Genomic DNA, 26,294 nt, shown 5'->3' on the forward strand with positions numbered 1-26,294 from the left:
TTACCAGATTGACATTTTTATGAAAATAAAGTAAGATTATCTTAATATTCAAAATATTTTCAAAGGGGGTAGTTTGGTGTGAGTAAGCAGATGAGAGATATTTTTATAGTTGGTTTTGCTTTGTTCTCTATGTTCTTTGGCGCAGGAAATCTTATGTTCCCTCCATTTTTAGGAATGGAATCCGGTAAAGACTGGTTAATTCCTCTTGTTGGCTTTGTTGTTGCAGATGCTGGTATAGCAATGCTTGTTATCATAGCAACAGCAAGATGTAAAGGAAGCATGGATGATGTACTTAGAAGAGCAGGTAAAGGATTAGCAAGAGTAATGAGTGTAGCTGCTCTAGCATGTTTAGCACTTCTTGTTATACCAAGAACTTGTGCAACAACATATGAAATGGGTATTATACCTATATTTGGAGACCATGGAACAGTAGCTAAAGCAGTATTTTCAGTAATATTCTTTGGTTTGACTTTAGCATTTACGATTAGGTCTTCTAAAGTTATAGACATAATAGGTAAATATTTAACTCCAGCGTTATTATTAGTATTATTTGTTCTAATTGTAAAAGGGATAATATCTCCAGCAGGACCTATGAGTCCAGAACATATGATAGATAAAAATCTATTTGGTGAAGGTATATCACAAGGTTATCAAACAATGGATGCTCTAGGTGCAGCGTCTATGGCTACTATAATGTTAATGTCTATAGTGGCTAAAGGATATACATCAGATAAAGACCAAATAGGTATGACTATTAAAGCTGGTTTTGTAGCCTGTGTATTCCTGGCATTAGTATATGGTGGTCTTACTTATCTAGGAGCAACAGCTTCAACTTTATATGATACTAGCATACCTCAAGCATCTTTATTGGTTGAGATAACTAGTATACTATTATATGGTCAAGTAGGAAAGATAATTTTAGGTGTAATTGTAGCACTTGCCTGTTTAACTACTTCTACAGGTCTAACAGCATCAATTTCAACTTATTTTGAAGGAATAAGTAAAGCAACTTATAAACAACTAGTTATCGGTATATGTGTGGCTAGTATGCTTATATCTAATTTAGGTGTTGATGCTATAATAGCTATATCAGTTCCAATTCTACAAACTATATATCCTGTTTTATTGGCAATAGTTATCATGGAATTAGCTGGTAAGCATATAAAAAATGATAATGCATTTAAGGGTGCAGCATATGTTACATTACTAGTTAGTGTATTATCAGCTGTAAATGGAATGACAGGAGCTGTTCCATTTATACAAAGTTTACCACTTGCAGGTTTGGGCTTTAACTGGGTAATACCAGCTATATTGGGTGGAATAGTTGGTAACTTCATAAAAAGCAAAAAACAAATAGCATAATAATTTATAGTTAATTTAATTTTATAATATATAATTTTTTTAGTACTATGGGTAGATTTAATCAAAATCTAATCTACCCATAGTACTTTTTAGATTGGATTATAATAGTTAGCATATAATTTTTTTATAATATAATTTTTCTTTGAAGTATGATAAAATTAGTAATAGTGATAAGAAAGTACAAATTTAGGAGGTTTTAACTAATGCTTAAAAAAATAACAGCACTTATGCTATCTATATGTTTAATTATTGGGATTACAGGGTGTAGTTTAGTTACAGGCAAAAATGATAAAGAGAAAATCATTGATGATTTCAAAGTTGCAGTAGTAACTCAGCCATTATCTGAAAATAAAGTACAATACAGTATAGTAGAAGATTTAGCAAAAGAGTATAAGGAAGCTAATGAAACTGATAAAGAAAAAGATGGTGAAGCTAGAGTTGAGCGAACTATAAAACATGTTGTGTTGCCAGAAAACTTTACTTCTAATATAGATAAGTCTATAAATGAAATAGTAAAATTGACTGATGATAAAGAAATTCAGGCGATTGTAGTATCAACGGACCAAGCAGGTCTTTTACCAGCATTACAAAAGGTAAAAGAAAAGCGTCCAGAAATAATAACTATCTCAGCTCCTATGGGAGAGGACAAAAACCAATTGAGTCAATATGTAGATGTAAATCTAGGCGTTGACACAGAGGAAAGAGGAAAGTTATTAGTTGAACGTTCAAAGGAACTGGGAGCAAAAGCTTTTATTCATTATGCATCTAAGGATGATTTGAAAGATGCCAATATAGCCAAAAGACTGGAAAAAATTAAAGAGACTTGTAGAAGTTTAGGAATGCAATTTGTACAAGTTGATACACCAAATGTAAATACAGAAGAAGATAAGGGCAAAATGAAGCAATTTTTAAATGAAGATATAGACAAACAGGTTAAGAAGTATGGAAAAGATATAAATGTATTTGGTGTAAATGAGTATATGGATGAAGTTATATTAACTAAAGCTTTAGAGTTAAAATATATAGTTGCAGAGCAAAGTAATCCATCACCAACAGATACATATCCTAGCGTTATGGGATTTAAAATAGCTAAAAAAGATGCTCAAAATTATGACAAGATAAATGATATGATAAGTGAAAAGGCTAAAGCTGCTGGCATGTCAAATAGACTTGGTGGATATCCTATGCCAATGGACGCTTTTATACCATCATTAGCGACTTATCTTGCGACTGAGATGGTACTTCAAGATTTAACACAGGAAGATGTATGTGACCCAGACTATTTAGAGGCGTTTGCAGAATTAAAATTTGGGATTGGTTCAGAGTTTGTACCTTTAACAGATACACTTTATAATTATCAATCAGTAATATTAAATCAATTAATATACTAATATTAAAAGCTATGAAACTAATAATAAAAATTATTACTTCATAGCTTTTTTGCTGAAGGTATCTTTTATTATTTTATAATAAGTTATAGTAAAATAAAATTTATGATTATAAATATAAATTTTGAGGTAGTAAATTTGAATTAATATAAAACTAAAATATATTATTTTCTATAATTTTTATACCTTTTTCGGTGATAGAGCTACCTTTTCTTCCTTTACCAGGAGTTAAATATTCATTAGATGTCAAATATTCTAGCATACTTCTTACTTCATATTCTGTGACATTATGCTCCATAAATTTCATGAGTTTTGCTCTTCCCATTGGCTTTATATATAACGATTTTAGGATAGAAACACATATATTTTTATCATATTGATTTAAATCATGAAATATAGAGGTATTTCCTAACATATGATGATTATTTAATTTTGAAGATATATTTTGTGGCAAGTCATTTATCGTAAGTTGATTAGAACCCATATAAGCCATATATTCAATACAATTTCTCAATTCTCTGATATTGCCCATCCAAGTATAAGAATTTAAAGCTTTTAATAGATTTTTATCGAGTTTAATATTTTTATATGGAAGTTCTTTTAAAAACGATTCTAAAAGAAATGGTATATCTTCTAATCTATTTCTAAGAGGAGGCAAATCTAATGTGAACATACTTATCCTGTAAAACAAATCCATTCTAAATTTATTTTCTAAAATTAATTTTTCTAGGTTTTTGTTTGTAGCAGCTAGTATTCTTACATCAATTGGAATAATATTTGTACCACCAATTTTTCTAATTTCCTTTTCTTGTAAAACTCTTAAGAGTTTTACTTGTAAATCATGTGGCATATCTCCTATCTCATCTAAAAATATGGTTCCAGTATGAGCTAATTCAAATAATCCTTTCTTTCCACCCTTTTTTGCTCCAGTAAAAGAACCATCTTCATATCCAAACAGTTCACTTTCAAGCAACTCACTTGGAAGTGAAGCACAATTTATTGCTACAAAAGGTTTATTTTTTCTAGGAGAATGGTTGTGTATTGATTGAGTAAAAGCTTCTTTACCAGTACCTGTTTCACCAGTTATTAGAATAGGGTTATCTGTAAGAGCCATTTTTTTTGCTTTTTTGATACAGTCTTTTATAACAGTGCTATTTCCAATTATATTATTGAACTTATACTTGGCTATATAACCTCTTTTAACAGAGTCACTTCTTATTTTTTGTTCTAGTATTTCTATCTTGCTTACATCTTTTAATGTAATTAAGCAACCTTCTATATTTTTATAAAGATAAAATGGTTTTTTTGATAGTATAAATTTTTTGTCTATTTCATCTATGTATATAATCATATTATCTATGTTTAGATTTTGAGTGATTTTATCCAAAAAACTCTTTGGTAAATATTCCATTAAAGAAGGTGATTTTATGAGCTTTTCATCTAATTCCAACATGCTTAGTAAAGATTTATTTACAAATGTAACCTTGTTGAATGTATTGAAAAATATTAACCCATCTCCAATTTCGTCAATAGTCATATAGAGTATAGTTTTTAATTTAGATATATTATCTAATGATGTATTTAAAAAATCATGACTAAGTATTTCCTTAGATAGCTTGTATAGTTTTTCTATAAACTTCTCGTTTTTTAGCTTTAATACTACTAGTAACGACATATATGTATCTAATGAAATTTTTCTCCAACCTAAGTCAACGATATTTTTTATGTATTTTGGTATAAATCTAGTCTGACCTGGTGTTATAGCTGTATCTAAATCATATATTTCTTCACAGTTTGGGTATGTTGGTACAAAATCGATATGATTTATTCCTATTTTATATAAATAAGTAGCCATTTCAAACGCTGAAGTTTTATTGGTAGTCATAAGTAATGATTTTGTACCTGGAGGTAGTTTCATCATTTTCTCATATCCAAGCTTTGAAAGTGCCTTTGTTCCATGGATAATTTCAATATCTTCCTTGAAATGCTTTATTAAAAAATTACTAGTTAAAGGTGATAGAGAAAGAACTACATCACCCTCTAAATTCTCTCTTATACCATCAAGTATGTTTTGAGTTTCTATACTTATTTCATCTCCAAAAAAGCTTATTAACTCTTCTTTGTAGTGGTCAGCATTTAATTTATCATATGTTATAAGGATTAATTTTTTTCTGTCCATTTTATTTCTCCTAACTAAGGTAATATTTAGTTTGCTTTTTTAAGAGCAGAACAAGTTATATTATACAACAAATAACATGATAAATTTATACATTTAGCTAAATAATAGGATTTTATAGGTTTTTATCCTATAAAATCCTATTTATAAAATTAGTTTGAAAAATTATATAGAAAAATATTTATAATATAAAGATTTTTCTACTGCATGACAATAAAAGATGTATAAATATAAGTTTAAAAAGTTAGCAATTGCAAGCAATTTATATGATGTAAAAAATTAACAATAAAAAAACAAATGAAAAAATATTATTATTAAAGTATTGGCATGGGTTTTGCTTAATGAAAAGGTGTACTAATAAAATTTATTTAAGCAGGAGGGAGAATTTATATGAGCAAGTTAGAATCAACAACAGAAAAAATAGAAGTTAAATGGTATGGGTATGTAGCATTAATATTAGGAGCATTATTCTTTTCAGGAATATTTAAAGATGCACCTGGAGCATTAAAAGTACTAGATTTTAATAATGTATTAGGAAACTTTGGTTCACTGGGGACAGTTAATGATGGTGTAGGTATATTAGCTGCAAACTTCAGAGGGGATGGAGGGACTGGTCCTCGTGATGGATGGCTATATGCATTAACTTTAATACCATCAGTTATGTTTGCACTTGGAATAGTCAGAGTTATAGACCACTTAGATGGTATGAAAGCAGCGCAAAAACTTCTTAGTCCACTATTAAAACCATTACTAGGATTACCTGGATTTGCAGGATTAACTTTAATAGCTAGTTTACAATCTACAGACGCTGCTGCATCTATGACTAAGGAACTTAAAGATGATGGGTATATAGATGAAAAGCAAAAAGCTGTTTTCTGTGCATTTCAGTTTTCTGGAGCATCTGCAATCACAAATTTCTTTGCTTCAGGAGCAGCATTGTTTCCATTTATAGGCGATGTTCCAATATTTATACCACTTGCCTTAATCTTAATTATGAAATTTGTTGGAGCAAACTTACTTAGATTATACTTAAATAAATTCGAAAAGGAGGAAGCTTAATATGAGTGATATAGCAAAAAAAGAGGTGAAAGTTAAAAAAGGAAATGTGATAGATGCATTTATTGGTGGAGCTAGAAACGGGTTTCAAATAAGCACAAATTCAATGGCTCCAAATGTTATATTTGGTTTTGCTATAATTTCTATATTCAATTTAACTGGTCTTTTGGATATAATAGGAACAATTTTCACACCTGTAATGAGCATATTTGGACTTCCAGGTGTTGCAGCAACTGCAATAATGACAATATTTATATCAATGGGAGGAGCTTCTGGGGTAATAGCTGGCTTGTTTACAGCAGGTCAAATAAATCAAGCACATGTTGCAATACTTTTACCAATGTTATTACTTTCAGGAGCTCAGATACAGTTTATGGGTAGGTTGTTAGGAACAGCCGAATTAAAAACTAAATACTATCCACATATGTTTATAATAGCAACTTTAAATGGATGTATTGCAATGCTTATAATGAATTATTTTGTAGTATAGACAACATATGGAAAAGAGTAATATAAGGTAAAAATTAAAATTTATGGAGGTATTATATTATGGAAAATAATAAAAGTTATATTGACTATGTACATAAGGTGTATGATTATTTACATACAATTCCAGAAAAAGGATTTGAAGAATACAAGACATCTACATTTATTTTAGAAGAACTTAAAAAAATGGGATTTGAAAATATAGATGAAGGTGTTGCAGGAACTGGCATTATAGTAACAATAGACTCAAAAAAAGAAGGGCCCGTATTTGCGATAAGAGCAGATATAGATGCATTAGAATTTATAATAGATGGAGAAAAGAAAATGATACATGCTTGTGGTCATGATGGTCACACTTCCATGCTTCTAACAGCTGCAAGTTTAATAAAAGAGAGGGACTTAGTAAAAAAAGGAAAACTTAAAATAATTTTTCAACCAGGTGAAGAAAAACTTTATGGAGCATTAAGAGTAATAGATTCTGGTTTATTAGATGATGTTGAAGAGATGGTAGGTATGCATTTAAGACCTGGGCAAGATTGTAGATTAGGAAAGGCCATACCTGCAATGTATCATTGTGCCAGTTGCATAATGGAATTTACTATTAAAGGTATTACTTGTCATGGTTCTAAGCCGCACTTAGGTGTAAATGCAGTAGATGCTGTATGTTTAGCAGTAAATGCAATAAATGCAATAAGAGTAAATCCAGCTGTTCCAAATTCTATTAAAGTTACAAATATATCAGTTAAAGGTGAAACATATAATAATATACCAGATGAAGCTTTTATGGCTTTAGATATAAGAGCAGAGAGTAATGAAATAATAGAAGAATTAAAAGAAAAAGCTATTCATGCTATAAAAACCGCTGCAAGTTCTATAAACGCAGAGGCTATATTGCTTTCAAAAGATGGAGTTCCAGCAGCAGAGTTTGATGAAGGTCTTGTAAGTTTAGCTGAAGAGACTATTAAAGATGTACTTGGTGAAGATGCATCTATAGGTGTATTTAAAAACTCTGGTGGAGAAGATTTTCACTATTATACTCAAAAACTAAAATGTAAGACTACATATATTGGACTAGGTGCTGATGCTACACCAGGATTCCACAATCCTAATGTGACGTTTGATACTAAGGCTTTAGAATATGGAGTTGATATCTGGTGCAGACTAGTTGAAAAGAGATTAGGATAAGATTTTAAATTAATTGATTTATATTTAAAATTTTTTAAACTTATGAAAAGAGGTTTTTTATGTTAGTTGTAATATTATTGACGTAAATAGTCTCTTTTTATTTTGTTGTAATGAAGTTATTTTTACAATATCGAAAAAATCTATTGTAGGAAAAATAGATATATTTTAAATCTATTAAACCAAAAAGTATTATTATTATAGTGTGTAGAGTGGTAAAATGTCATTAGATTACAAGTAGTGACAAATTTAATATTTATAGAATTTATATTTTTAGGAGGCTTAAATGAGTAAATATAATTTTGATAGAGTTGTAGACAGAGTAGGAACAGACTGTGTAAAGTGGGATTTCAGAACTAATTGTTCACCAAAAGCACAAAAAGATGGTTTACCTTTTTGGATTGCTGATATGGATTTTGAATGTGCAGAACCAATAATAGAAGCATTACATAAAAAAATCGACCACAAAATATTTGGATATAGTTCTAATAATAGTGACGAATACTTTGATGCAGTTTGTGGATGGTATAAAAGAAGATTTAACTGGGAAGTAAATAGAGAAGATATTGTTTTTAGCCCTGGAGTTGTACCTGCTGTAGCTATTTTAGTAAGAATATTAACAAACTCTGGAGAAGGAGTAATAATTCAAAAACCAGTATATTATCCATTTGAAGCAAAGATAAAAAGCAATAATAGGGAAGTTGTAAATAATTCTCTAATATATGAAAATGGAACTTATAGAATGGATTACACTGATTTAGAAGAAAAAGCTAAGTGTGGCAATAATAAAGTACTTATTCTTTGTAGCCCTCACAATCCTGTTGGTAGAGTATGGAGAGAAGAAGAATTAAAAAAAGTCGTAGAAATATGCAAAAAATATGACTTGTGGATAATAGCAGATGAAATACACTCTGACTTAATTCGAAAAGGATTTAAACATATTCCTTTACAATCATTATGCCCAGAATATAAAGAGAAAATAGTCACATGTATAGCTCCAAGTAAGACATTCAATTTAGCTGGAATGCAATTATCCAATATAATAGTGAATAATAAAGAGTTAAAGAAGAAGTATCAAGATGAAGTTACAGCTGTTGGAGTTGGTACTTCACCAAATCCTTTTGCTATTGTAGCTACTATTGCAGCATATAATGAAAGTGAAGACTGGCTTGATGAATTAAATGAATATCTAGATAATAATATAAAATTTATTGATGAATACTTAAAAGAATACTTACCAAAAGTTAAACTTGTTTATCCAGAAGGGACATATCTAGCTTGGCTAGACTTTACTGCTTATGGATTAAATGAAGTAGAACTTGAAGATTTAATGTTTAAAAAAGCCAATGTATTATTTGATGAAGGTTATATATTTGGAAAAGAAGGTATTGGGTTTGAAAGAATAAATGTAGCATGCCCACAATCTCTATTAAAAGAATGTATGGATAGATTAAAAACTACATTTGAAAACTTATAAAACATGGGGAAAAATGTATAAAGTATATAAAAAATAAAAAATAATAAACTTGACAAAATTTAACTAATCACTTATCATACTATTATGAATAAATAGAAAACACAAAAGTTAACTTTTATTAAAGTAAAAATAAAACTTTAAAGACGTTGAAAGGAAGAGTAGGTATAGAATGTAATTAAAGCGAGTTGGTGATGGTGTGAGACCAATATGAAGTCTATAGTGAAGAACATCCTGGAGTTGCTAACTGAAATTTTAAAAGAGTAGGCTTAGTCGGAACCAAACCGTTATCATATTGGGATGTATCGAGTAATATCTGTACATTATGAGCTGGGTTTGAATCTATTTCAAACTAATCAGGGTGGTACCGCGGAAAAGCAACCTTTCGTCCCTTTTTATAGGGATGAGAGGTTTTTTTAATGGAAAAATATATAGAATATAGGGAGTGAATAGTATGAGTACAATAATACCAAAAGATTATAAAAGCAGTCTAAATGTAATTGATACACAAGTAGCCATAAAAAAATTAAAAGATTTCTTTGAAATGAGATTGAGTAATGAGTTAAATTTAATAAGAGTTTCTTCACCACTATTTGTATTGCCTGAAACAGGTGCAAATGATAATTTAAATGGAGAAAAAGCAGTAAGCTTTGATATACCATTTATGGATAAAAATGCAGAAATTGTTCAATCACTTGCAAAATGGAAGAGATTAGCTCTTAAAAAATATGGTTTTGCAGTTGGAAGTGGTTTATATACAGATATGAATGCAATAAGAAAAAATGAAGAATTGGACAATATACATTCTTTATATGTAGACCAATGGGACTGGGAATTAGTTATAGAAAAAAGTAGCAGAAATGAAAAAACTTTAGAAGACGTTGTAAAAAGATTATATGGAGTATTTAAAGATACTGAAATATTTGTGTGTAGTATGTATGAAGGTATAAAAGAAATTTTACCAGAAGAAATAACATTTATAACATCACAGGAATTAGAAGATATGTATCCAGAGTTATCGCCAAAAGATAGAGAAGATAAAATTGTAAAAGATAAAAAAGCTGTATTTATAACACAAATAGGAAAGACATTAGTATCAGGAGAAAAACATGATGGAAGAAGCCCTGATTATGATGATTGGGAATTAAATGGAGATATACTATTTTATAACCCTGTTCTAGATTCTGCATTAGAATTATCATCAATGGGAATTAGAGTTGATGAAGAATCACTAGATAGACAGTTAAAGCTTGCTGGATGTGAAGATAGAAAAGAATTTGATTATCATAAAATGCTTTTAAATGGTGAGCTTCCATATACAATTGGTGGAGGAATTGGTCAATCAAGAATCTGTATGTATTTCTTGCAAAAGGCACATATAGGGGAAGTACAAGTTGGAGTATGGCCACAAGATATGATTGAAAATTTTAGAAATGCAGGAATTGAATTGTTATAATTAAAAATAAATTAATATTATTGTAAAAATTATAAACAATTTAAAATACTTAAGTTATTATATAACTGTCCATATGTAATCAATACAATTTAAGTATAAACTAATTAATAAAATTTATATCTAAAATATTCATCAAATTAATTATATCGGTTATAATGTAGAGTAACCTATGATTATAAGAGGTGATAAATATGGAACTTTTAAAAAGAGTTATTGATATAATTTTAGATACTTTAAAAAAAATTTTAGTAAGATTTAAAAATGCTAAGTTTGGATTACTTTTTATATTTGATTTACTTAAACTACCAGATTTTATGACAGATAAAAGAATAAATATAATTGATAAGGTCAAAGTAGTTTCTGTATTAGTTTTTACTGTATCCTACTTTGTATCTGGTATTGATATAATACCTGAAATGCTCGCTGGAGCATTTGGATTTATAGATGATGCTATAGTATTAATTTGGAGTATCGGTATTGTGAATGAAGAAATTAATAAATACAGAATCATTGCAAAACAGGATAAACATTCAAATATAATTGAAAATGTAGAATTTTCTATAAAAGATGAAGAAGAATAACATTTTATAAGTGTTATGCTTAGATATTATACAATATTAAGTGCTGCTAGATAGTAGTAAAATACTGCTTTTTACTACTGTCTAGTAATAAATATTTGACTGACATCTAACTGACAAATAAAAAAATATATGATTAACTGACATCTTACTGACATAGAACTGACGATTATTTAAATAAGATTTTACTTAAATTATCAGAAGCTTCTTTGTCCATTTCTTCTAAAACATGAGAGTATTTATTCATAGTTATTTTTATATCTGTATGACCTAATCGTTCTGAAATAGTTTTTATGTTAGTGCCAGATAATAACAGCAAAGTTGCATTTGTATGTCTAAGTTCATGCAATTTTATATACCTAAGATTGTTGTTCTCTAATAATCTTTTAAAAGGTTTAAAAAACATTTGTTGTGTCCAAGGTTTAAATTTTGAATTTAGACATACTAAATCTAATTCATTTTTTAGTATCCCTTGTAATTTTAATTTACTTTGTCTTAACTTTTCATCTTTTAACAAAATTATTAACTCAGTTGGTGCTGTCAATCTTCTTTTAGATTTATCTGTTTTAGGTGATTTAAAAGTTACTTTTCCATCAACATGAATCATTGTTTGTTTTACATTTATAATACTTTTATTAAGTTCAACATCACACCATCTAATTCCTACAGCTTCACCGAAGCGTAGACCAAGTCCTAACATTAAATAGATAGGTATAGCTAAATCAGTATCAAGACACCTTTCTAACAGTATCTGAGCCTCCTCTTTGGTATAAAAATTAGTTGTAGATGCATTTTCTTTATTTGGAGTTATTACAAACTTAGAAACATCTTCTTGTATTTCTCTAAGTCGATAAGCTTCATGCAATAAAGCATTTAAAAAACTAATCGAATTTTTTGCGGAATTCAAAGAATATTTTTTATATATTTTATTGACATATGTTTGTAAAAGGTTTGGACTAATATCAATTAATTTTATATCTTCAAAAAAAGGTTGGATGTGATTTCTAATTATACTTTTTCTGTTTCTTAAAGTATATGGAGAAAAGTCATCCTTTTTTTCCTCTATGTATCTATAGCATCTGTCTACAAGCGTTACAGTGTTTGGAGCAACAAACTTATTATTGTTTATAGTAGATTTTATTTCAATTAAATGTTTTTCAGCATCCTTTTTCTTTTCATAACTTCCATAACTTTTTTGTTTCTTTTTCCCAGTTTCTTCTTCCACATACTCCACATATACATGAAATTTTTCTCCTCTTTTTCTTATAAAAGCTGATTTGATATTCATATGTACACTCCCTTTATAAGTTTTATATAAAAGAGCAGTCGAACTGCTCTAATTATATCTAATGAATATTAAGATGATTTTTTAAAGCTTCTTGAAGTATCTGAGAAAAATTAACCTTATTTTTTTCAGCTTCTCTATTAAGCCATTGTGGGATAGTGAGAGTTTTTTTAACAGAATAATTCTCTATAGCTTTTCTGTGAATAGGCATATATATCTCTATTAAAGTAGGTATTTGATTTTTCTCTAAGTTTAATTTATCTATAGTCGTTGGATTAGGTATTATGTCATCATCTTCTTCCATGCCATACAGATGTAGCCCTAATGCTTCCTTTGCCATCTTCAAGGCTTCTTCTGTTGTATCTCCACATGTAAGGCAACCTGGCAAATCAGGAAATTCTACAGAAATACTATCGCTATCATAGCTTAGTATAGCAGGATATAAATATATATCTTTTTTCATTTTATCAACTCCTTACAGTTATATTATAAAACGTGCTTATATACGTGTAAATAAGAAGAATAAACTAAAATAGAAATTTAAATGTAATATATAGGTAAAATATGTAAGAATTATATGTTATAATATTTTTAGCAAGGAAAATAAAATTGAAAAGCTAAGGGTGATTTTCTCATATAAACGCCAAATTCCAATATAGGAAGGAGGTGAATTTATATGTTAATTAACTTTTTATTGAGTATAGTAGCTGGAATTGTGTCAGCTTACATTTACGAGAAAATAAAAAATCACCCAAACGCCAATAAGGGTGATTTAAAGAAATAACTTTTAAATTCTAATCAATTAGAGAAATTCACCTTTTACAAAGTAAATTTTATCTCCTTGCTATTATTATATCACAAATTTGTACAGATATTCAAAAATAATATTTTATTAAATTATAATTGTTTGAATATATTTAAGCTAATTTATTATTTAATTCTTGTATTTTTAACGTTTGTCTATATTCTTGTGCTTCTGCTAATTTTGTATATTCTACAGTCTTATCGAAATTTTTCTCAACTTCTGACCTTATTTCATCAAGAGTAACTTCGAAGAATTCTTTTCTATTATTTACCTTATTAACTCTTTTATTATCAAAAGCTTTATGTAAAGCTGACTCTAATTTAGGCGCATCTTCACTAAATATAGTTGCATGTATATCATATTTGAAAGGAACTGATGCACTACTTAATTCATTTATTCTCTCAGTTGGGTCTAATCTTCTAGTTACTCCTATTTTATATATATTTTCTCCAAAACTACCAATATTGGAGATTATGTATACATGTCCTGCTCTTGTATTTTGTTCTCTATTTAATACATCATCTAAATCTTTTGATAGTAAAGCTAGTTTTTCTTCTATAGAATTGATTTTTTGTTCCCATTCTAATTTGTCGTTTTCATCTTCTGGTATAGTTGATTTTAGTCTAAGTAATTCATTCTTAAATTGTAATTCTTCTTTTTTTAGTTTTCTTTTTTGATTTTCTATTTCTTTTTGAACAAGAGCTTCTTCTTTCATTTGTTCTCTCAAAGCTCTTTGTTCTTCTTTTTCTTCTTCTTTCATTTGAAGGTATTCATAATATAAATAAAGCTCATCTATTTTCAAATTAAGATAGTTTTCTTTTATAGAAACTTTATTTGAAGTATTTAATTTATTTGTATCAGTAAATGCTTTTCGTATTCTTTTTTCTACAGCATCAATATTTTTAAAACTAACTTTTGACATAGCAATGTCACACTCACTATTGAAGAGCTTAAGAGCTGTTTTAATATTTTGATTAGTCATAGTTCTACCTTTTTGAACGCTTCCATCAACAGTCCAAGAATCAGAATATTTTACACCTGTTTTATTTCTTATTAATAGTTTTTGCATTTCTCTTATTTCTTTTAATTTTTCCATATACTCGTCAGAATTCTCAAAATCATATTTTGGATTATATAATCCGAATGATTGAAGTAGAACTTCATCTTCAGTCTGTATTAATTCCTCTGATAGCCTTTTTAGCGCTTCTTTTTTATTTTTTAAAGTTTCATTTATATCTCTAAGTTCTTCCCTCTCATCTTTTAATTCTTCTAAATGAGAGTTTAAAGTATTAATATTATCCTTAAGTATATTTTTATCCTTTATAAGATTATCAAGTCTTTCTTTTTCTATTTTTAATTCTTCAATAAGTTTAAATTTATCTTGGTTTTCTGAATCAAATTTATCGATTTCAGTTTTCTTTTTATCTAATAGATTGGATAATTCTTTTAAAGTTTTTTCATTTGATTCACATAAATCTTTAAAGTGTTTTTCTTTCATTTTAATTTCATCATTTAATGAAATATATTTATTATTGATTTTTTCGACATCAGATAATAACATACTAATACTATCTTTATGTTTTTTCATTATCTTATTTCTTTTGAATAAGAATATTATTGCAACTATAAATGATATAGAGTATGTTGAAAATGTAGAAAGAATTAGTAGGGATATAGTCCATAAAGAGTAGTACCAAGGTATCCTGAAATTAAGATTTTTGATTTTTTCATCGTTGATGAGTAAATCACTTTTTAACTGTTCATTTTCATTGTTCATATTAAAACTCCTTTTTATTTTTTTGTTCTACTTTATGATAATAACAATTTAAGTATATAAAATTTTATGCATAATTTCCATATATTTGCAAAAAAACGTAAGAATAAAACAAAATGGTAATTATTTAAAAGAATTCAATTGGATTATAAGGATATGTTAACCGAAATTAAAAAATAATAGAGCATTCTTACACGTATGTTATCAGTATTTTGAGCATAAAGAAAAGCCATTTAAAATGAGTTTTAATCATTTTAAGTGGCTCTTTTTGCTATTTTAGATATTCTTTTGAACATTCAATCCAAGCATCAATACCATCAATTAAGTGAATTAATTCGCCATAAATATGTTCTGAACCAAATTCATTTTTCATGTACATTATCCATTTTTTTCTACCTTGCAATTTAACTTTACCAATGAAGTTGCCTGAAGCATCAAATGCGTTGAATACTCCATCTGACATTCTATCAAAGACAAAATTATTTTTTAATTCATTTTCATACATTTTAATTTTAAGTATATTAAAAAAGTAGATTTCATTTTCATTAATTTTGAAGTTGTAATTTTTATTATTAATTTCGAATGGTATTGATTTGTTATTTTTAACAATGTCTATATAATGTAAATTTTTATTACTACTACTATCAGTCTCACTATATATTATAGTAGAGTGATTGTATATTACATCATTTATACTATTTATGGCATTATTAATTTCTATATTATCAATTTTTTCTCCTACTAAACGCTTTACTAGTATAGAAGTTTTGGCATTATTTCCTAACATATCACAAAGTATATAGGATGATTTAATTATATTATCTAAGAGTATGTCTTTTAAGTTTATGTCTAATTCTTTTATGGTTTTGTAAGACCTAATTTGTGCAGGTGTAATTTTATGACTTTCCCAGTTTACATTAATTCCTCTTGGGATATTTTTAGAGGATTCATATTTACAAATTAAGTTATATGCGTCCTCATATTTATCAGTATAAATTAATTCTAAACACTGGTCTTCTAGGTCAATGTTTTTAGTAGCAGATTTATGTACATTTTTCAACAGCTCTTTTCCTTTATCTGTTAAAGCATAATATTTGTTGGAGCTACTAAAAAAAATAGATAAATCTTCACATGAGATTTCTTTTTCTATCCTTTCTATTAATTCAGCCTTTTTACCAGTTGATTTAATATTATTAGATTTTAATATTTCTTTCAATTCAGAAACTGTTAATTTAGTAAGGTCTTCAATGTAATTTGAAATCTTAAGATAATCCATATTGAAAAACTTAGAAATTAAATATGAATAGTTAATATTATATTCATATGTCCAATAAGCTGCTATATAAGGCTCACATATATTTTCTCCAATTATGTATTTTAAGAAAGATTTTTCTATTGATGTAAGTGGTTTAGTATCTGTTTCTAATATATTGCTTTGTGGGTTAAACTCACTAACACTATTAGTATGTATATCATATAAAGCATCCGATTTTTCTCTTGCTTGTTTTTCTAGTTCATATAAATCTGTTGTATCATTATAACCCACATTCAATACTTTATTAATTTCATTTGTTACTTCTACATTATGAGATGAAATAGAATTACATTCTTGTGAAGGTGTCATAGTGTTATTATAGGTTTGTTTTGATTTATTTGATTTTTCATTGCAATCAATATTATTTTTGTTTTTATTTTTTCTAAATAGATTTAAAATGCTCATAAAAAATTACTCCTTTCTGGATTTAATTAATTTCTAATATATTTTATCTTATGATAGTAATTTAAGTATATAAAATTTTCCATACAAAGAATATATATATTGGGAAAAATATAGAATTAAATATTTTTAAAAGAATACTATATTTACAAGTTATAAAAAGTAAAATAAGCATCGTGTTAATTATTATAAAAAATATTATAAAAATAGGTTTTCATAAAAAAATATAATAAAAAACTCGATTAATAATATATTCAATTGGAAAAAACTTACAACTGACTACAAAATTCGATTTTTTCATTACAATTCCGAGTTTTTTATTGCATTAACAAATCAAAAGTATTATTATGTAAGTAAGATAATTATCAAAGACAATTCTGAATAATCTAAAAATATTTCTAGAAATAAAAGGATATAATTACATAAGCTTTATTAAAAATTGTTGGGAGTTTTTAACTAAAAATAAGAACGTAAGTTCTTGTAACAGGGGGATGGTATAGTTGAAGAAAGATGAGTATTTAAAAAAGAATAAGGCTAAATTAGAAAAGATATTTAAATCAGAACCACAAAAATATGAATATATAATAAAATTAATCAATCATGAAGCTGACAACAAAAAAAATAAAAGAGTGTAAAAAGCTCTTTTATTTTTCTTCATTTATTATTTTATAATAAGCATTATCAATAATTTTCTCTATTGCTTTTCTATTTTCTTCATCTAAAGAGTATAATTTGTGCAAAGCTTGTTCCATTTCTTTGTTCAGTCGAGGATTTAAGTCTAGATTATCTTTCCCTAAAAGATAATCAATAGATACATCAAAAATTTCTGAAAATCTTAGCAAATCTTCTTTTACAGGGTCTCTTTTATCTGTTTCTAGCATTGCAATTTTACTCAAAGAACAATTTAATAATTTTGCCAATTCCATTTGTGTTAAACCTTTTTGCTTTCGTAATTCTCTTAATCTATTAGAAAACATAATATCACTCCTTGTCATATTTATACTAAGATTGTATCACTAACAGTGATACAAATAAATCTTTTTTTAGAAAACTTCACTAAAAGAGATAAAAAGTGTTGACTATATTCACTTAAAGTGATATTATTAATTTATCACAAATAGTGAAGGCGAGGTGTAACATGAAAGAGTTATCAAATTTTAGAAAAAATTTAGGGCTAACCCAAAAACAATTAGCTGAAAGAATAGGTATATCCAAGTCTTATTATTCAAAGATAGAAGGAAATTTTAAAAAACCAGGAAGAGGGTTTTTAGAGAAATTTAAAAATACATTCCCAAACGAAGACATGAACATTTTTTTTAAACAATAATATCACTTAAAGTGATAAAAGGGAGGGTTATTAAATGAATAACTTACAAGTAATAGAAAGAAACAATGAAAGAGTTCTAACTACACAGCAACTAGCAGACGTATATGAAACAGATGCAAGAAATATAAGTAACAATTTTAATAATAATAAAGAGAGATTTATTGAAGGTAAACATTATTTCTTATTGCAAGGTGATGACTTAAAAAATTTTAAAGGTATTCATACAGAATATGAAAACCTAAAATTTACTTCTAAAATGTATCTTTGGACTGAAAGAGGGGCAAATAGACATTGCAAGATTCTTGACACAGACAAAGCTTGGGAGCAGTTTGATAATTTAGAAGAAACATATTTTAAGGTTAAGCAACACAAACCATCTTGTATAGAAGATGTATTAATAGAAAGTTTAAAAGAAATGAAAGATTTAAGATTACAAGTTAATCAAGCAAATAATATAGCATTAGAAGTAAAAACAGAAGTTAAAACAATAAAAGAAGTTGTTTCATTAAATGCTACAGACTGGAGAAAGGATACACAACAACTAATTGCAAGAATAGCAAAACAGCAAGGTGGTTTTGAACATATAAACATGCTTAGAAGAGAAAGTTACGAGTTACTAAACAATAGGTTTGGAGTTGACTTAAATCGAAGATTAATCAATAAAAGAAGAAAGATGGCAGAAGAAGGGGTATCTGAATCTAAAAGAGATAAGGTGAATAATTTAGATGTAATACAAGACGATAAAAAGCTTATAGAGGGTTATGTGACCATTGTAAAAGACATGGCTTTAAAATACGGAATATCAAGTGATTTAAGTAAGAATTAGTTTAAATTGAACTAGCACTTTGAAAATTAAATATAGAATAAAAATATCTCCCTTAAAAGTTTTTTAAAGAGAGATAAACACTTTATTTTGTAACTATTTGAATACATGATGGATGAATGCAATAGTTTTTATCTTTGTAATCTACAGAAACATAATTACTAGAGTACATCTCATCAAGGTTCCCATTAATATATTCTACTGCATTACAACCATTTATAGTGCCAATATCAGTTATATCAATCCAGTTATTAAATATCTTAACATAAACAAATTTCATGATAACACCAGCTTCCATTAGAATTTAAGTTAATTATAACATGGTGTATTGAGATAATGTGTTAAGAAATAGATACAGGATATTCAAAAAGGAGTGAACTATATGAGAGAAAAGATAGAAGAAATAGAGAAAAGAATAACCATGCTTGAAAACCAATTACAAGCACAGTTATTTAGCCAGTTAATAGCTCAATCAAATAGTGATTTTATAGATTGCATGTACCAATGTATGGTTTTGTATTTACATGAGATGAATAAAAAAGAAAAAAGAAAAATTAGTGAAATTACTAAAGAAAGAATTAGGAAATAAGGATAATATTTACAACTTAAAACCTATTCTTCTAGCAGGTTTTAAAGGGTCAGTTTTCCTTACTGAAGTTATCATAAAGTTTATTTGTGATGTGTGTTGAAGAATTTCAGAATAAACTCCATTTACTATACCATAGTAGTGAATTAGGCAAGGATTATGATAACCTATTTCTTCAACAATCATTAATACATCTTTTCCGAAATTAGTCAGTTTTAGAGCAATTTCATGTTCATCATCAAGTTCTTTTTCAAATTCTTCTATGGATTTAAGAATAATTTCATATTGAAATTCAGCATAGAAAAAATGCTCTGTATTAGAAGTATCAGAGACTGACTTTCTTATAGCTTCTTGCAATTCTTTAGATATTTTGTTTGGAAATTGCATAATACACCATCCTCTTAAAAATTTTAGAATATATTCCATATTTATATTATACCATGTAGAACTGAGGTGATTAAGTGTTAATAGGTGACAATATAAGTCAAATACTAAGAAAAAGAAATATAAAACCTTATAAATTAGCAAAAGAATTGGGGATAGATGTAAGTGGATTCTATAAGATTTTAAGAAATGAAAAGAAAAATCCAACCATAAACACTTTAATAAAAATAGCTGACTATTTAGACATTACATTAGATGAATTAGTTGGAAGATAGGAGTGATAAAAATGAAAAATAAAGAAAAAGCATTATTACTTAGAGCAGTTCTAATTTTAATTTTCTACTTTTTAGGAATTGAATTTAGCAAAGTTTTCTTTAAATAATAAATCTACATATACAGAAAGGGTGAGATAAAAATGAGCACAGCATTACAATTCATAGACACAAAAGATTTAGTGCAAGAATTAATGCAAAGAGATGATACAACAGACATCATAAAGATGTTTTTAGATAGAGAAGGAATTAAAAGAATGGATTTAGTTACAGTAAAGGAGTTCCGTGAGTACCTAAAAGTGTCTGATTCAACTGCAAGAAACATGATAAGAGAAGCAATGGCACAAAAACATTATACTGTAATTCCTTTGGGTAGTTCATATAGGATAGATTTGATTTCTTTTGAAGAATATGTAATGAAAAATGCAATGAAAGATAGAAATGTAATGAAAAAGAGAAAGGGGGTGATTTAAATGACTCTAAGATGGTTTCTAAGATTCTGTAAAAAACATAAAAAAGTACCTACACCAAAATTTTATATAGAGTGTATAAGTTATATGGAAGAATGCAAGCAAAGAGGTCTTGAACTTTAAGGGGGATTAAACATGGAAGTTTTAAAAATTACTTTTAATTTAGAAAATCTTGAAGTAGGTAAAACAATAAGAATAAATTCATTATATGAAGGCGAAAGAGATTGCATTATAGTTGTATCAACTGAAAATGAATTAAACTTAGCTTATTTTGATAAAGAGATGGGTTGTATTGAGTATCAAGCATTAACAGTAGAAGATATTCAAGATAACTATTATAAGATTAAAGTTTTACCTTAGGAGGAAATAAAATGGCAGCTTTAATAATATTAGGTTTATTTGCAATATATTTAGTAGAATTATTTCAATAAAAAAAGTGCTGGTCGAAGTAACCAACACAACTAAAAAACGATTACTTAGGAGGATACCATAAAATGAATAAAAATTCAAGTCGTAGAAAATATTTAGATGCTTTTGTAGTAACTGATACTAAAAATATAGATAAAACTGATTGGCTTAAAAATAGACAATTAGGAATAGGAGGTAGCGATGCGTCAGCAGTAGCAGGATTAAATCCCTGGAAAACTTCTGTTCAAGTATATATAGAAAAGAAAGAGGAAATACCAATAGAAACTAAAAGTTTCAGAATGGAATTAGGAAATAGATTAGAAGGATTAGTTGCAGAACTTTTTACAGAAGAAACTGGTCTTAAGGTCCGTAATGTAAACGGAATGTTGAAAAATGAAAAGTATCCTTTTGCAATAGCTAATATAGACAGAGCTATAGTAGGAGAAAAAGCTTTTCTAGAATGTAAGACAACAAATAGTTTTTCTATAAAAGAATGGGAAAATGGAGTTCCACTTCATTATGAAATACAATGTTTACACTATATGGCTGTCACAGGAGCTACACATTGTTATATAGCAGCACTTCTTGGAAATGAAAAGTTTGTATGGCACAAGATAAATAGAGATGAAGAAGTAATTGAAAATCTGATGAAGATAGAATCTGAGTTCTGGGAAGAGAATGTAGTAAAAGACATTTTACCAATTCCTGATGGTTCAGATGCTTATAGTGAATATTTAAAAGCAAGATATAAAAACTCAGTCAAAGAGAAAATTGAACTAAATCTACTTGAAGATGGTATTTCAAAGTTAAAAAGATATGATGAAATAGTTTCTCAAATGAAGGAATTAAAAGGAGAGAAACAACTAATAGAACAAGAAATACAAAGTGAAATGAGAGAGTTTGAGTTAGCTACATTAGACGGAAGAATGATAACTTGGAAAGGAGCTACTAAAAGGTCCATTGATACCAAGAGATTAAAAGAAGAAATGCCTGATATAGCAGAAAAATATACAAATATAAGTTCATACAGAACATTCAAAATAAAATAGGAGGTAGTATATATGGCTAGTGAAAAAGCAAAAGGAGCATTAGAAAAGAGAGTCACAGGAACAAACACAGTTAAGGTGAGCCCAAGTAAAGGTATGGAACAACTTATGAATAAGATGGCAAGTCAGATAAAAAAAGCTTTACCTAGTATGGTTTCAAGTGAAAGATTTCAAAGAGTTGCATTAACAGCTTTTAGTAATAATCCAAGATTACAATCATGTGAACCTATGAGTTTTATAGCCTCAATGATGGAGTCAGCTCAATTGGGGCTTGAGCCTAATACACCTTTAGGTCAAGCATATTTAATCCCATATGGAAATAAAGTACAATTCCAAATTGGATATAAAGGTCTTTTAGAATTAGCACAAAGAAGTGGAAAGATAAAAACTATATATGCTCATAAAATAAGAGAGAATGACAAGTTTGAGATTAAATATGGTCTTCATCAAGATTTAGTTCATGAACCTAAGCTAAACGGTGATAGAGGGGAAATAATTGGATATTATGCAGTATATCATTTGGATACAGGAGGACATAGTTTCTCTTTTATGACTAAAGATGAAATCATAGAGTTTGCTAAGAATAAAAGTAAAAGTTACAGTAGTGGACCATGGCAAACCGATTTTGACTCAATGGCAAAAAAGACAGTTATAAAACAGTTATTAAAATATGCACCACTTAGTATAGAACTACAAAAAGCTATGGTGGGAGATGAAACAATAAAATCTGAAATAGATGAAGATATGAGTATGGTTGTAGATGAAAGTGAAAGTTTAGAAGCTGATTTTGAGGTAAAAGAAGACATAGAGAATATAGATGGTCAAGTTAGTGTGGAAGAAGCTATAAATGTTGATTAAGTAGGTGAGTCACCTTGAAATATACAATATTAGGATTCAGTCAGAAAAAGGCAGTAGAATTAGGATTAAACACAAAAGATTTACTTATATTGAGATGGTTTGTAGATTTTCTAGGTAGTGGCAGGATGGCAAGAAAACTTATTAATGGAATTGAATATTATTGGGTTGATTATTCAGGAGTTATTAAAGAGCTACCAATTCTTTATACAGAGAAGCATGACACTATTTATAGAGTACTCAAAAAGCTAGATAAAATAGGTATATTAGAACATGCTACATTAAAGCAAGGCGGTACATGGAGTTACTATAAATTAGGATATAGGTACATAGAGTTGATTAGTGATAGTTATCAACAGGTCGGAAATAAATCCGACTGCTCGGATATAAATCCGTACCCTTCGGATATAAATCCGACCCAAACGGATATAAATCCGGAACGAAAAACCCATCTACTATATCCTTCTACTATACCCTGTAACTATACTACACAGACAAGTGTTGTAGTGAATAAAAATAAAGAAATGATTGAAGAAAATACACATTTAAAGTTAAGTAATAATATGCAAAAGAAAGTATCTGTTTGGGATGAAAATAGACTATCAAAAGCAGTAGATATATTTATAGAGAAAAAGGGTGAAGCATTCAGTTTCCTAGAAAAAATTTATAGAGATAATAGAAACTTTATAGAGAAGGATATCGAGCAAGTTAATAAGAATAAATTTAGAAACTTTGATGAAACATTTACTCAATATACCAGTGATGAGCTAGACGAGATTATTAAGAAAAGTCAGAAGGAGAAGTTCAGTTGAGTTAAATAATCTAGGGAGTAATTATACAATATTACTTCCTAGAAGTTAAAAATATTGGAGGTAAATAATATGAATGAATTAGTAAAAATAACGGATAAAGAAATAGCAAAATGTATAAAGTCACAAAAAGAACTTGCAAAGAAAAAAGATTACCCTCATTTTGCACCAAAGGATGGGATTTGTAGATGTGGAAGAAATATTTATCAAAACTATGAGATAAGGTTTTTTAAAGAAACTAGAAACTCAAAAGGATATGCTAATATAGCTGGTAAAGAACTTACAACTGGATGCCCACATTGCAATAAAACTTTCTGCGATTAAAAATATAGAAATTATTAAGAAAATGTGAGGACCAATAATATGAGATTTGAAATAGGTAGAACTTATAGATTTGATAAAGAGAAATTTATAAAAAGTAATGGTATGGAGCAGTACAAAAAATATAAAGAACTTTGGATTGACGATATTGAAAATACTGAATTTACTGTTAAGAAAATCTTTGATGATGGTTATGTTCATTATCCGAATGAATTTTGGTTTAATTTTGGTATAGTGCCAGAATGGTGTGTTGAAGTTAAAAAGTAGGGGGTTATTAGGAATGATAATAATTAGAAGTCAAGATAGATTAGATTTAATGAAAGTTAATAGAATTGAAGTAGATATAAATGAGGTAATAGCTATATTTAAAGGTAGTTCAGATTTTAGAAAAATAGGTGAATATGAGAATGAAGAAAGAGCTATTCAAGTGCTAAATGATATACAGAAGTTTATTGAAAGTGGAGTGAAAATGGATTATATAGATTCTTGCAGAGTTAGACACAATCAAGAGAAAGTATTTGAAATGCCAGTTGAATAGGGGGTTAAGGAAATGTTGAGTAAAACAGCTAGACAGAGAGCTTCTGAAATAGCTTATCAGTTAGTAAATGAAGGAATGGTATGGGGTAGTGATTTAGAGTATTTTATAAAATCACAGGTTTATAGAAGAAAAGGTTTTAAAAATGATGAACATTATTTTGAGTTTGAAGATGCAGTATTGAGTTTTGTAGAGGAAAGAATTAAAAAGAAGAATGTAGAAGTTGTTGATATAAATACAAACAGAAGAATTGGACTAGGGAATATGTCTCAATTATCTAAAATACTTAAATGTTCACCTACTACAATTAGTTATTGTTTGAATAAAAATACGTTATATGAAGGTAAATATGATATTAAGTATGCAAAACTAAGATGGAATGAAATATAGGAGTGACATATGGTATTAGCAAATGTAGAGCAGGTAATTAAATTAGCTGAAAAGATAATAAAAAAGAGAAAGTGCTCAATCAATAAAGCAATTGATACAGCTATAAAAATATTAAGTAGATATGAGAATGAAGGGATGTTAGAAAAATGGAATGCTTGAATGATATTTTAGAAAAAGCAAAATTAACAGGAAATGGATTAGCATTAAGATACAAAGAAAAACCTAGCTTTAAACTTTCAGAAGATTATAAATGTCCTTACTGCAAAAGTAAGAAAAATAAAAGTTGCTCTGATTGGTATGAAACAGATGAAGATATAAAAATTATGATTGAAAATACTGGATACAGTTGGGTAGAAGACCGTAAATGCGATTGCTGTGGAAAAGTATTTAGCATGAGAAATGGTTGTTGAGAAATGAATATATTAACTGTTGCAATACTTATAGTAGGAAGTTTTATAGCTGGTAGGATTTATGAGTATAGATTGAATTTAAATGAAAAAGATGAAGTTGATTCGAAGTTACTTTTAAATGTCTTTAATGAAATTAGTAAGTTAAGAGAAGAAAATAAAAATCTTAAAGAAAAGTTAAAAGAGAAAGACTTGTCATTCATTGATAAATTACTAGATTTCTTTCTTGATAAAAATATATGTGAATGTTGTGTTTATGATTGCAAGATTAATGATATTGAATATGATTGTGAAACTGGAATAAAAAAATGGCTTGAAATGGAGGTAGAAGAATAATGAAGAAGCTTTATATATGTAGTCCACAAGGATTAGAAGAAGTTGAAATACTGGAGGAAACAAAAGGTAGATATAGAGTAGGAAGGAATAGACAATTTTTAAGAGCTATTAACAAAAATAGGTTGGATATAGAACGTTTTGATTATGTTGTTTCTTTAAGTAGAGATGTGGCTGTAAAAACTTGGAATGATAGTCTAATTAAAGAAATAGAAAGATTGAAAGGATTTTTATATACAGAAAATATCTAACAAAAACAGTTTAGAGAGTTTCAAAATGTATCTTAATATAAAGTATTGTTTAAGTGTTTTGCGACTCTCAAAAACGAAATAAAGGAGGATTTAAAATGAAAAAATATAAAATTGAATTTGAAGAAAAAGTGATTTTGAGACATGAAGTTATAATTGAAATTCCAAGTGATACTAGTATAAATGATATTTGTAATCATATAGAGCAAGATTGTCAAAGAATATATGATATAGCAGCTTATGTAAATGATTATAATGGTAAACAAATAGATTTTACAGAAGATACTAGTGGAGAGACTGAAATGGTAGTTGAATCATTTAGAGAGTGCAAGGAGTGATTT

General features: G+C 27.8%; 35 protein-coding genes and 1 other annotated feature. Of the genes, 27 read left to right on the plus strand and 8 right to left on the minus strand.

Annotated elements, in window-relative coordinates:
• The first annotated feature begins 90 nt into the window (after positions 1 to 90).
• On the plus strand, positions 91 to 1,362 hold the full coding sequence (brnQ, locus tag IC214_RS10045; RefSeq protein WP_227432748.1) for a branched-chain amino acid transport system II carrier protein: 1,272 nt from the start codon (positions 91 to 93) through the stop codon (positions 1,360 to 1,362).
• Positions 1,363 to 1,565: 203 nt separating this feature from the next.
• The gene (locus IC214_RS10050; RefSeq protein ID WP_227432367.1) at positions 1,566 to 2,753 is read left to right on the plus strand and encodes a DUF3798 domain-containing protein; all 1,188 of its coding nucleotides are present in this window, start codon (positions 1,566 to 1,568) and stop codon (positions 2,751 to 2,753) included.
• 151 nt (positions 2,754 to 2,904) lie between these two features.
• Here IC214_RS10050 and IC214_RS10055 read toward each other — a convergent pair whose 3' ends face one another.
• Entirely contained in the window at positions 2,905 to 4,929 is a 2,025-nt protein-coding gene (locus tag IC214_RS10055; protein ID WP_227482734.1) for a sigma 54-interacting transcriptional regulator, read from the minus strand.
• A gap of 387 nt (positions 4,930 to 5,316) precedes the next feature.
• On the opposite strand from IC214_RS10055, the gene IC214_RS10060 reads away from it, so the two are divergent.
• From IC214_RS10060 to IC214_RS10085, 6 genes are all read left to right on the plus strand, one after another.
• Positions 5,317 to 5,985: a nucleoside recognition domain-containing protein gene (locus tag IC214_RS10060; RefSeq protein WP_227482733.1), complete on the plus strand. Its 669-nt coding sequence runs from the start codon at positions 5,317 to 5,319 to the stop codon at positions 5,983 to 5,985.
• A gap of 1 nt (position 5,986) precedes the next feature.
• Positions 5,987 to 6,472, plus strand: a complete 486-nt coding sequence (locus tag IC214_RS10065; RefSeq protein ID WP_227482732.1) for a YjiG family protein — start codon at positions 5,987 to 5,989, stop codon at positions 6,470 to 6,472.
• A gap of 59 nt (positions 6,473 to 6,531) precedes the next feature.
• Entirely contained in the window at positions 6,532 to 7,653 is a 1,122-nt protein-coding gene (locus IC214_RS10070; protein ID WP_227432371.1) for a M20 peptidase aminoacylase family protein, read from the plus strand.
• 283 nt (positions 7,654 to 7,936) lie between these two features.
• Positions 7,937 to 9,127 carry a MalY/PatB family protein gene (locus IC214_RS10075; protein ID WP_227866592.1) on the plus strand — a complete coding sequence of 397 codons (1,191 nt, stop codon included), beginning with the start codon at positions 7,937 to 7,939 and terminating at the stop codon, positions 9,125 to 9,127.
• Positions 9,128 to 9,264: 137 nt separating this feature from the next.
• Positions 9,265 to 9,520: a binding site (T-box leader), on the plus strand.
• 58 nt (positions 9,521 to 9,578) lie between these two features.
• A complete protein-coding gene (gene asnA / locus IC214_RS10080) occupies positions 9,579 to 10,580 on the plus strand; it encodes an aspartate--ammonia ligase (protein WP_227432373.1) in 1,002 nt (333 codons plus the stop codon).
• Positions 10,581 to 10,771: 191 nt separating this feature from the next.
• Complete coding sequence (locus tag IC214_RS10085) at positions 10,772 to 11,161, plus strand: YkvA family protein (protein ID WP_227432374.1); 390 nt, start codon at positions 10,772 to 10,774, stop codon at positions 11,159 to 11,161.
• A 166-nt stretch (positions 11,162 to 11,327) separates the two neighbouring features.
• Here IC214_RS10085 and IC214_RS10090 read toward each other — a convergent pair whose 3' ends face one another.
• From IC214_RS10090 to IC214_RS10105, 4 genes are all read right to left on the minus strand, one after another.
• Positions 11,328 to 12,446 (minus strand): site-specific integrase, encoded by a 1,119-nt coding sequence (locus tag IC214_RS10090; protein ID WP_227866593.1) that lies wholly within the window; start codon positions 12,444 to 12,446, stop codon positions 11,328 to 11,330.
• A 58-nt stretch (positions 12,447 to 12,504) separates the two neighbouring features.
• Entirely contained in the window at positions 12,505 to 12,906 is a 402-nt protein-coding gene (locus IC214_RS10095; RefSeq protein ID WP_227866594.1) for a type II toxin-antitoxin system HicB family antitoxin, read from the minus strand.
• A 454-nt stretch (positions 12,907 to 13,360) separates the two neighbouring features.
• On the minus strand, positions 13,361 to 15,025 hold the full coding sequence (locus IC214_RS10100; RefSeq protein ID WP_227866595.1) for a DUF4041 domain-containing protein: 1,665 nt from the start codon (positions 15,023 to 15,025) through the stop codon (positions 13,361 to 13,363).
• A 268-nt stretch (positions 15,026 to 15,293) separates the two neighbouring features.
• Entirely contained in the window at positions 15,294 to 16,742 is a 1,449-nt protein-coding gene (locus IC214_RS10105; RefSeq protein WP_227831655.1) for an SAP domain-containing protein, read from the minus strand.
• A 497-nt stretch (positions 16,743 to 17,239) separates the two neighbouring features.
• On the opposite strand from IC214_RS10105, the gene IC214_RS20870 reads away from it, so the two are divergent.
• Positions 17,240 to 17,374, plus strand: coding sequence for a hypothetical protein (locus IC214_RS20870; RefSeq protein ID WP_255613158.1), 135 nt, complete (start codon positions 17,240 to 17,242; stop codon positions 17,372 to 17,374).
• Positions 17,375 to 17,383: 9 nt separating this feature from the next.
• Here the strand turns inward: IC214_RS20870 and IC214_RS10110 are convergent, their stop codons facing one another.
• Entirely contained in the window at positions 17,384 to 17,716 is a 333-nt protein-coding gene (locus IC214_RS10110; RefSeq protein WP_227866596.1) for a helix-turn-helix domain-containing protein, read from the minus strand.
• 161 nt (positions 17,717 to 17,877) lie between these two features.
• Between IC214_RS10110 and IC214_RS10115 the strand changes: the two genes are divergently transcribed.
• Together IC214_RS10115 and IC214_RS10120 are read left to right on the plus strand one after the other, a co-directional pair.
• Entirely contained in the window at positions 17,878 to 18,066 is a 189-nt protein-coding gene (locus tag IC214_RS10115; protein ID WP_022618278.1) for a helix-turn-helix domain-containing protein, read from the plus strand.
• Between the two features lie 34 nt (positions 18,067 to 18,100).
• A complete protein-coding gene (locus tag IC214_RS10120; protein ID WP_227866597.1) occupies positions 18,101 to 18,892 on the plus strand; it encodes an ORF6N domain-containing protein in 792 nt (263 codons plus the stop codon).
• An 82-nt stretch (positions 18,893 to 18,974) separates the two neighbouring features.
• Here IC214_RS10120 and IC214_RS10125 read toward each other — a convergent pair whose 3' ends face one another.
• Positions 18,975 to 19,169 carry a hypothetical protein gene (locus IC214_RS10125; protein WP_227853341.1) on the minus strand — a complete coding sequence of 65 codons (195 nt, stop codon included), beginning with the start codon at positions 19,167 to 19,169 and terminating at the stop codon, positions 18,975 to 18,977.
• Positions 19,170 to 19,271: 102 nt separating this feature from the next.
• Here IC214_RS10125 and IC214_RS10130 point away from each other — a divergent pair, with 102 nt between their 5' ends.
• Positions 19,272 to 19,478, plus strand: a complete 207-nt coding sequence (locus tag IC214_RS10130; protein ID WP_227862573.1) for a hypothetical protein — start codon at positions 19,272 to 19,274, stop codon at positions 19,476 to 19,478.
• Positions 19,479 to 19,487: 9 nt separating this feature from the next.
• On the opposite strand, the gene IC214_RS10135 is transcribed toward IC214_RS10130, so the two are convergent.
• On the minus strand, positions 19,488 to 19,862 hold the full coding sequence (locus tag IC214_RS10135; protein ID WP_227862574.1) for a DUF6173 family protein: 375 nt from the start codon (positions 19,860 to 19,862) through the stop codon (positions 19,488 to 19,490).
• A gap of 74 nt (positions 19,863 to 19,936) precedes the next feature.
• Here IC214_RS10135 and IC214_RS10140 point away from each other — a divergent pair, with 74 nt between their 5' ends.
• From IC214_RS10140 to IC214_RS10210, 15 genes are all read left to right on the plus strand, one after another.
• Positions 19,937 to 20,134, plus strand: coding sequence for a helix-turn-helix domain-containing protein (locus IC214_RS10140; protein WP_227862575.1), 198 nt, complete (start codon positions 19,937 to 19,939; stop codon positions 20,132 to 20,134).
• A gap of 140 nt (positions 20,135 to 20,274) precedes the next feature.
• Positions 20,275 to 20,604: a helix-turn-helix domain-containing protein gene (locus tag IC214_RS10145; protein WP_227836282.1), complete on the plus strand. Its 330-nt coding sequence runs from the start codon at positions 20,275 to 20,277 to the stop codon at positions 20,602 to 20,604.
• Between the two features lie 132 nt (positions 20,605 to 20,736).
• A complete protein-coding gene (locus IC214_RS10150; protein WP_227859855.1) occupies positions 20,737 to 20,961 on the plus strand; it encodes a hypothetical protein in 225 nt (74 codons plus the stop codon).
• 134 nt (positions 20,962 to 21,095) lie between these two features.
• Positions 21,096 to 22,058 carry a lambda-exonuclease family protein gene (locus IC214_RS10155; protein ID WP_227866598.1) on the plus strand — a complete coding sequence of 321 codons (963 nt, stop codon included), beginning with the start codon at positions 21,096 to 21,098 and terminating at the stop codon, positions 22,056 to 22,058.
• Positions 22,059 to 22,070: 12 nt separating this feature from the next.
• Entirely contained in the window at positions 22,071 to 22,913 is an 843-nt protein-coding gene (locus IC214_RS10160) for a recombinase RecT (RefSeq protein ID WP_227866599.1), read from the plus strand.
• 14 nt (positions 22,914 to 22,927) lie between these two features.
• Positions 22,928 to 23,722, plus strand: a complete 795-nt coding sequence (locus IC214_RS10165) for a hypothetical protein (RefSeq protein ID WP_227866600.1) — start codon at positions 22,928 to 22,930, stop codon at positions 23,720 to 23,722.
• 69 nt (positions 23,723 to 23,791) lie between these two features.
• Positions 23,792 to 24,043, plus strand: a complete 252-nt coding sequence (locus IC214_RS10170; protein WP_227866601.1) for a hypothetical protein — start codon at positions 23,792 to 23,794, stop codon at positions 24,041 to 24,043.
• Positions 24,044 to 24,082: 39 nt separating this feature from the next.
• Positions 24,083 to 24,307 carry a hypothetical protein gene (locus tag IC214_RS10175; RefSeq protein WP_227866602.1) on the plus strand — a complete coding sequence of 75 codons (225 nt, stop codon included), beginning with the start codon at positions 24,083 to 24,085 and terminating at the stop codon, positions 24,305 to 24,307.
• A 13-nt stretch (positions 24,308 to 24,320) separates the two neighbouring features.
• The gene (locus IC214_RS10180) at positions 24,321 to 24,578 is read left to right on the plus strand and encodes a hypothetical protein (protein WP_227866603.1); all 258 of its coding nucleotides are present in this window, start codon (positions 24,321 to 24,323) and stop codon (positions 24,576 to 24,578) included.
• Between the two features lie 12 nt (positions 24,579 to 24,590).
• Positions 24,591 to 24,965, plus strand: a complete 375-nt coding sequence (locus IC214_RS10185; protein ID WP_227866604.1) for a hypothetical protein — start codon at positions 24,591 to 24,593, stop codon at positions 24,963 to 24,965.
• Positions 24,966 to 24,974: 9 nt separating this feature from the next.
• A complete protein-coding gene (locus IC214_RS10190; RefSeq protein ID WP_227866605.1) occupies positions 24,975 to 25,124 on the plus strand; it encodes a hypothetical protein in 150 nt (49 codons plus the stop codon).
• Positions 25,112 to 25,375 carry a hypothetical protein gene (locus IC214_RS10195; protein ID WP_227866606.1) on the plus strand — a complete coding sequence of 88 codons (264 nt, stop codon included), beginning with the start codon at positions 25,112 to 25,114 and terminating at the stop codon, positions 25,373 to 25,375. The genes IC214_RS10190 and IC214_RS10195 overlap by 13 nt, the downstream gene beginning before the upstream one ends.
• A 3-nt stretch (positions 25,376 to 25,378) precedes the next feature.
• Positions 25,379 to 25,708, plus strand: a complete 330-nt coding sequence (locus IC214_RS10200; protein ID WP_227866607.1) for a hypothetical protein — start codon at positions 25,379 to 25,381, stop codon at positions 25,706 to 25,708.
• Complete coding sequence (locus tag IC214_RS10205; RefSeq protein ID WP_227866608.1) at positions 25,708 to 25,956, plus strand: hypothetical protein; 249 nt, start codon at positions 25,708 to 25,710, stop codon at positions 25,954 to 25,956. The genes IC214_RS10200 and IC214_RS10205 overlap by 1 nt, the downstream gene beginning before the upstream one ends.
• Positions 25,957 to 26,051: 95 nt before the next feature.
• On the plus strand, positions 26,052 to 26,291 hold the full coding sequence (locus tag IC214_RS10210; protein WP_107578205.1) for a hypothetical protein: 240 nt from the start codon (positions 26,052 to 26,054) through the stop codon (positions 26,289 to 26,291).
• Positions 26,292 to 26,294 lie beyond the last annotated feature (3 nt).

This window comes from Clostridioides sp. ES-S-0190-01 (assembly GCF_020658275.1).
In the GTDB taxonomy this organism is placed as follows: Bacteria; Bacillota; Clostridia; order Peptostreptococcales; family Peptostreptococcaceae; genus Clostridioides.

What these genes read in the sequence shown, in the direction of transcription:
- brnQ (WP_227432748.1), top strand. Translation starts at nt 91, where the DNA reads ATGAGAGATATTTTTATAGTTGGTTTTGCTTTGTTCTCTATGTTCTTT.
- IC214_RS10050 (WP_227432367.1), top strand. Translation starts at nt 1,566, where the DNA reads ATGCTTAAAAAAATAACAGCACTTATGCTATCTATATGTTTAATTATT.
- IC214_RS10055 (WP_227482734.1), bottom strand. Translation starts at nt 4,929, where the DNA reads ATGGACAGAAAAAAATTAATCCTTATAACATATGATAAATTAAATGCT.
- IC214_RS10060 (WP_227482733.1), top strand. Translation starts at nt 5,317, where the DNA reads ATGAGCAAGTTAGAATCAACAACAGAAAAAATAGAAGTTAAATGGTAT.
- IC214_RS10065 (WP_227482732.1), top strand. Translation starts at nt 5,987, where the DNA reads ATGAGTGATATAGCAAAAAAAGAGGTGAAAGTTAAAAAAGGAAATGTG.
- IC214_RS10070 (WP_227432371.1), top strand. Translation starts at nt 6,532, where the DNA reads ATGGAAAATAATAAAAGTTATATTGACTATGTACATAAGGTGTATGAT.
- IC214_RS10075 (WP_227866592.1), top strand. Translation starts at nt 7,937, where the DNA reads ATGAGTAAATATAATTTTGATAGAGTTGTAGACAGAGTAGGAACAGAC.
- asnA (WP_227432373.1), top strand. Translation starts at nt 9,579, where the DNA reads ATGAGTACAATAATACCAAAAGATTATAAAAGCAGTCTAAATGTAATT.
- IC214_RS10085 (WP_227432374.1), top strand. Translation starts at nt 10,772, where the DNA reads ATGGAACTTTTAAAAAGAGTTATTGATATAATTTTAGATACTTTAAAA.
- IC214_RS10090 (WP_227866593.1), bottom strand. Translation starts at nt 12,446, where the DNA reads ATGAATATCAAATCAGCTTTTATAAGAAAAAGAGGAGAAAAATTTCAT.
- IC214_RS10095 (WP_227866594.1), bottom strand. Translation starts at nt 12,906, where the DNA reads ATGAAAAAAGATATATATTTATATCCTGCTATACTAAGCTATGATAGC.
- IC214_RS10100 (WP_227866595.1), bottom strand. Translation starts at nt 15,025, where the DNA reads ATGAACAATGAAAATGAACAGTTAAAAAGTGATTTACTCATCAACGAT.
- IC214_RS10105 (WP_227831655.1), bottom strand. Translation starts at nt 16,742, where the DNA reads ATGAGCATTTTAAATCTATTTAGAAAAAATAAAAACAAAAATAATATT.
- IC214_RS10110 (WP_227866596.1), bottom strand. Translation starts at nt 17,716, where the DNA reads ATGTTTTCTAATAGATTAAGAGAATTACGAAAGCAAAAAGGTTTAACA.
- IC214_RS10115 (WP_022618278.1), top strand. Translation starts at nt 17,878, where the DNA reads ATGAAAGAGTTATCAAATTTTAGAAAAAATTTAGGGCTAACCCAAAAA.
- IC214_RS10120 (WP_227866597.1), top strand. Translation starts at nt 18,101, where the DNA reads ATGAATAACTTACAAGTAATAGAAAGAAACAATGAAAGAGTTCTAACT.
- IC214_RS10125 (WP_227853341.1), bottom strand. Translation starts at nt 19,169, where the DNA reads ATGAAATTTGTTTATGTTAAGATATTTAATAACTGGATTGATATAACT.
- IC214_RS10130 (WP_227862573.1), top strand. Translation starts at nt 19,272, where the DNA reads ATGAGAGAAAAGATAGAAGAAATAGAGAAAAGAATAACCATGCTTGAA.
- IC214_RS10135 (WP_227862574.1), bottom strand. Translation starts at nt 19,862, where the DNA reads ATGCAATTTCCAAACAAAATATCTAAAGAATTGCAAGAAGCTATAAGA.
- IC214_RS10145 (WP_227836282.1), top strand. Translation starts at nt 20,275, where the DNA reads ATGAGCACAGCATTACAATTCATAGACACAAAAGATTTAGTGCAAGAA.
- IC214_RS10150 (WP_227859855.1), top strand. Translation starts at nt 20,737, where the DNA reads ATGGAAGTTTTAAAAATTACTTTTAATTTAGAAAATCTTGAAGTAGGT.
- IC214_RS10155 (WP_227866598.1), top strand. Translation starts at nt 21,096, where the DNA reads ATGAATAAAAATTCAAGTCGTAGAAAATATTTAGATGCTTTTGTAGTA.
- IC214_RS10160 (WP_227866599.1), top strand. Translation starts at nt 22,071, where the DNA reads ATGGCTAGTGAAAAAGCAAAAGGAGCATTAGAAAAGAGAGTCACAGGA.
- IC214_RS10170 (WP_227866601.1), top strand. Translation starts at nt 23,792, where the DNA reads ATGAATGAATTAGTAAAAATAACGGATAAAGAAATAGCAAAATGTATA.
- IC214_RS10175 (WP_227866602.1), top strand. Translation starts at nt 24,083, where the DNA reads ATGAGATTTGAAATAGGTAGAACTTATAGATTTGATAAAGAGAAATTT.
- IC214_RS10180 (WP_227866603.1), top strand. Translation starts at nt 24,321, where the DNA reads ATGATAATAATTAGAAGTCAAGATAGATTAGATTTAATGAAAGTTAAT.
- IC214_RS10185 (WP_227866604.1), top strand. Translation starts at nt 24,591, where the DNA reads ATGTTGAGTAAAACAGCTAGACAGAGAGCTTCTGAAATAGCTTATCAG.
- IC214_RS10190 (WP_227866605.1), top strand. Translation starts at nt 24,975, where the DNA reads ATGGTATTAGCAAATGTAGAGCAGGTAATTAAATTAGCTGAAAAGATA.
- IC214_RS10195 (WP_227866606.1), top strand. Translation starts at nt 25,112, where the DNA reads ATGGAATGCTTGAATGATATTTTAGAAAAAGCAAAATTAACAGGAAAT.
- IC214_RS10200 (WP_227866607.1), top strand. Translation starts at nt 25,379, where the DNA reads ATGAATATATTAACTGTTGCAATACTTATAGTAGGAAGTTTTATAGCT.
- IC214_RS10205 (WP_227866608.1), top strand. Translation starts at nt 25,708, where the DNA reads ATGAAGAAGCTTTATATATGTAGTCCACAAGGATTAGAAGAAGTTGAA.
- IC214_RS10210 (WP_107578205.1), top strand. Translation starts at nt 26,052, where the DNA reads ATGAAAAAATATAAAATTGAATTTGAAGAAAAAGTGATTTTGAGACAT.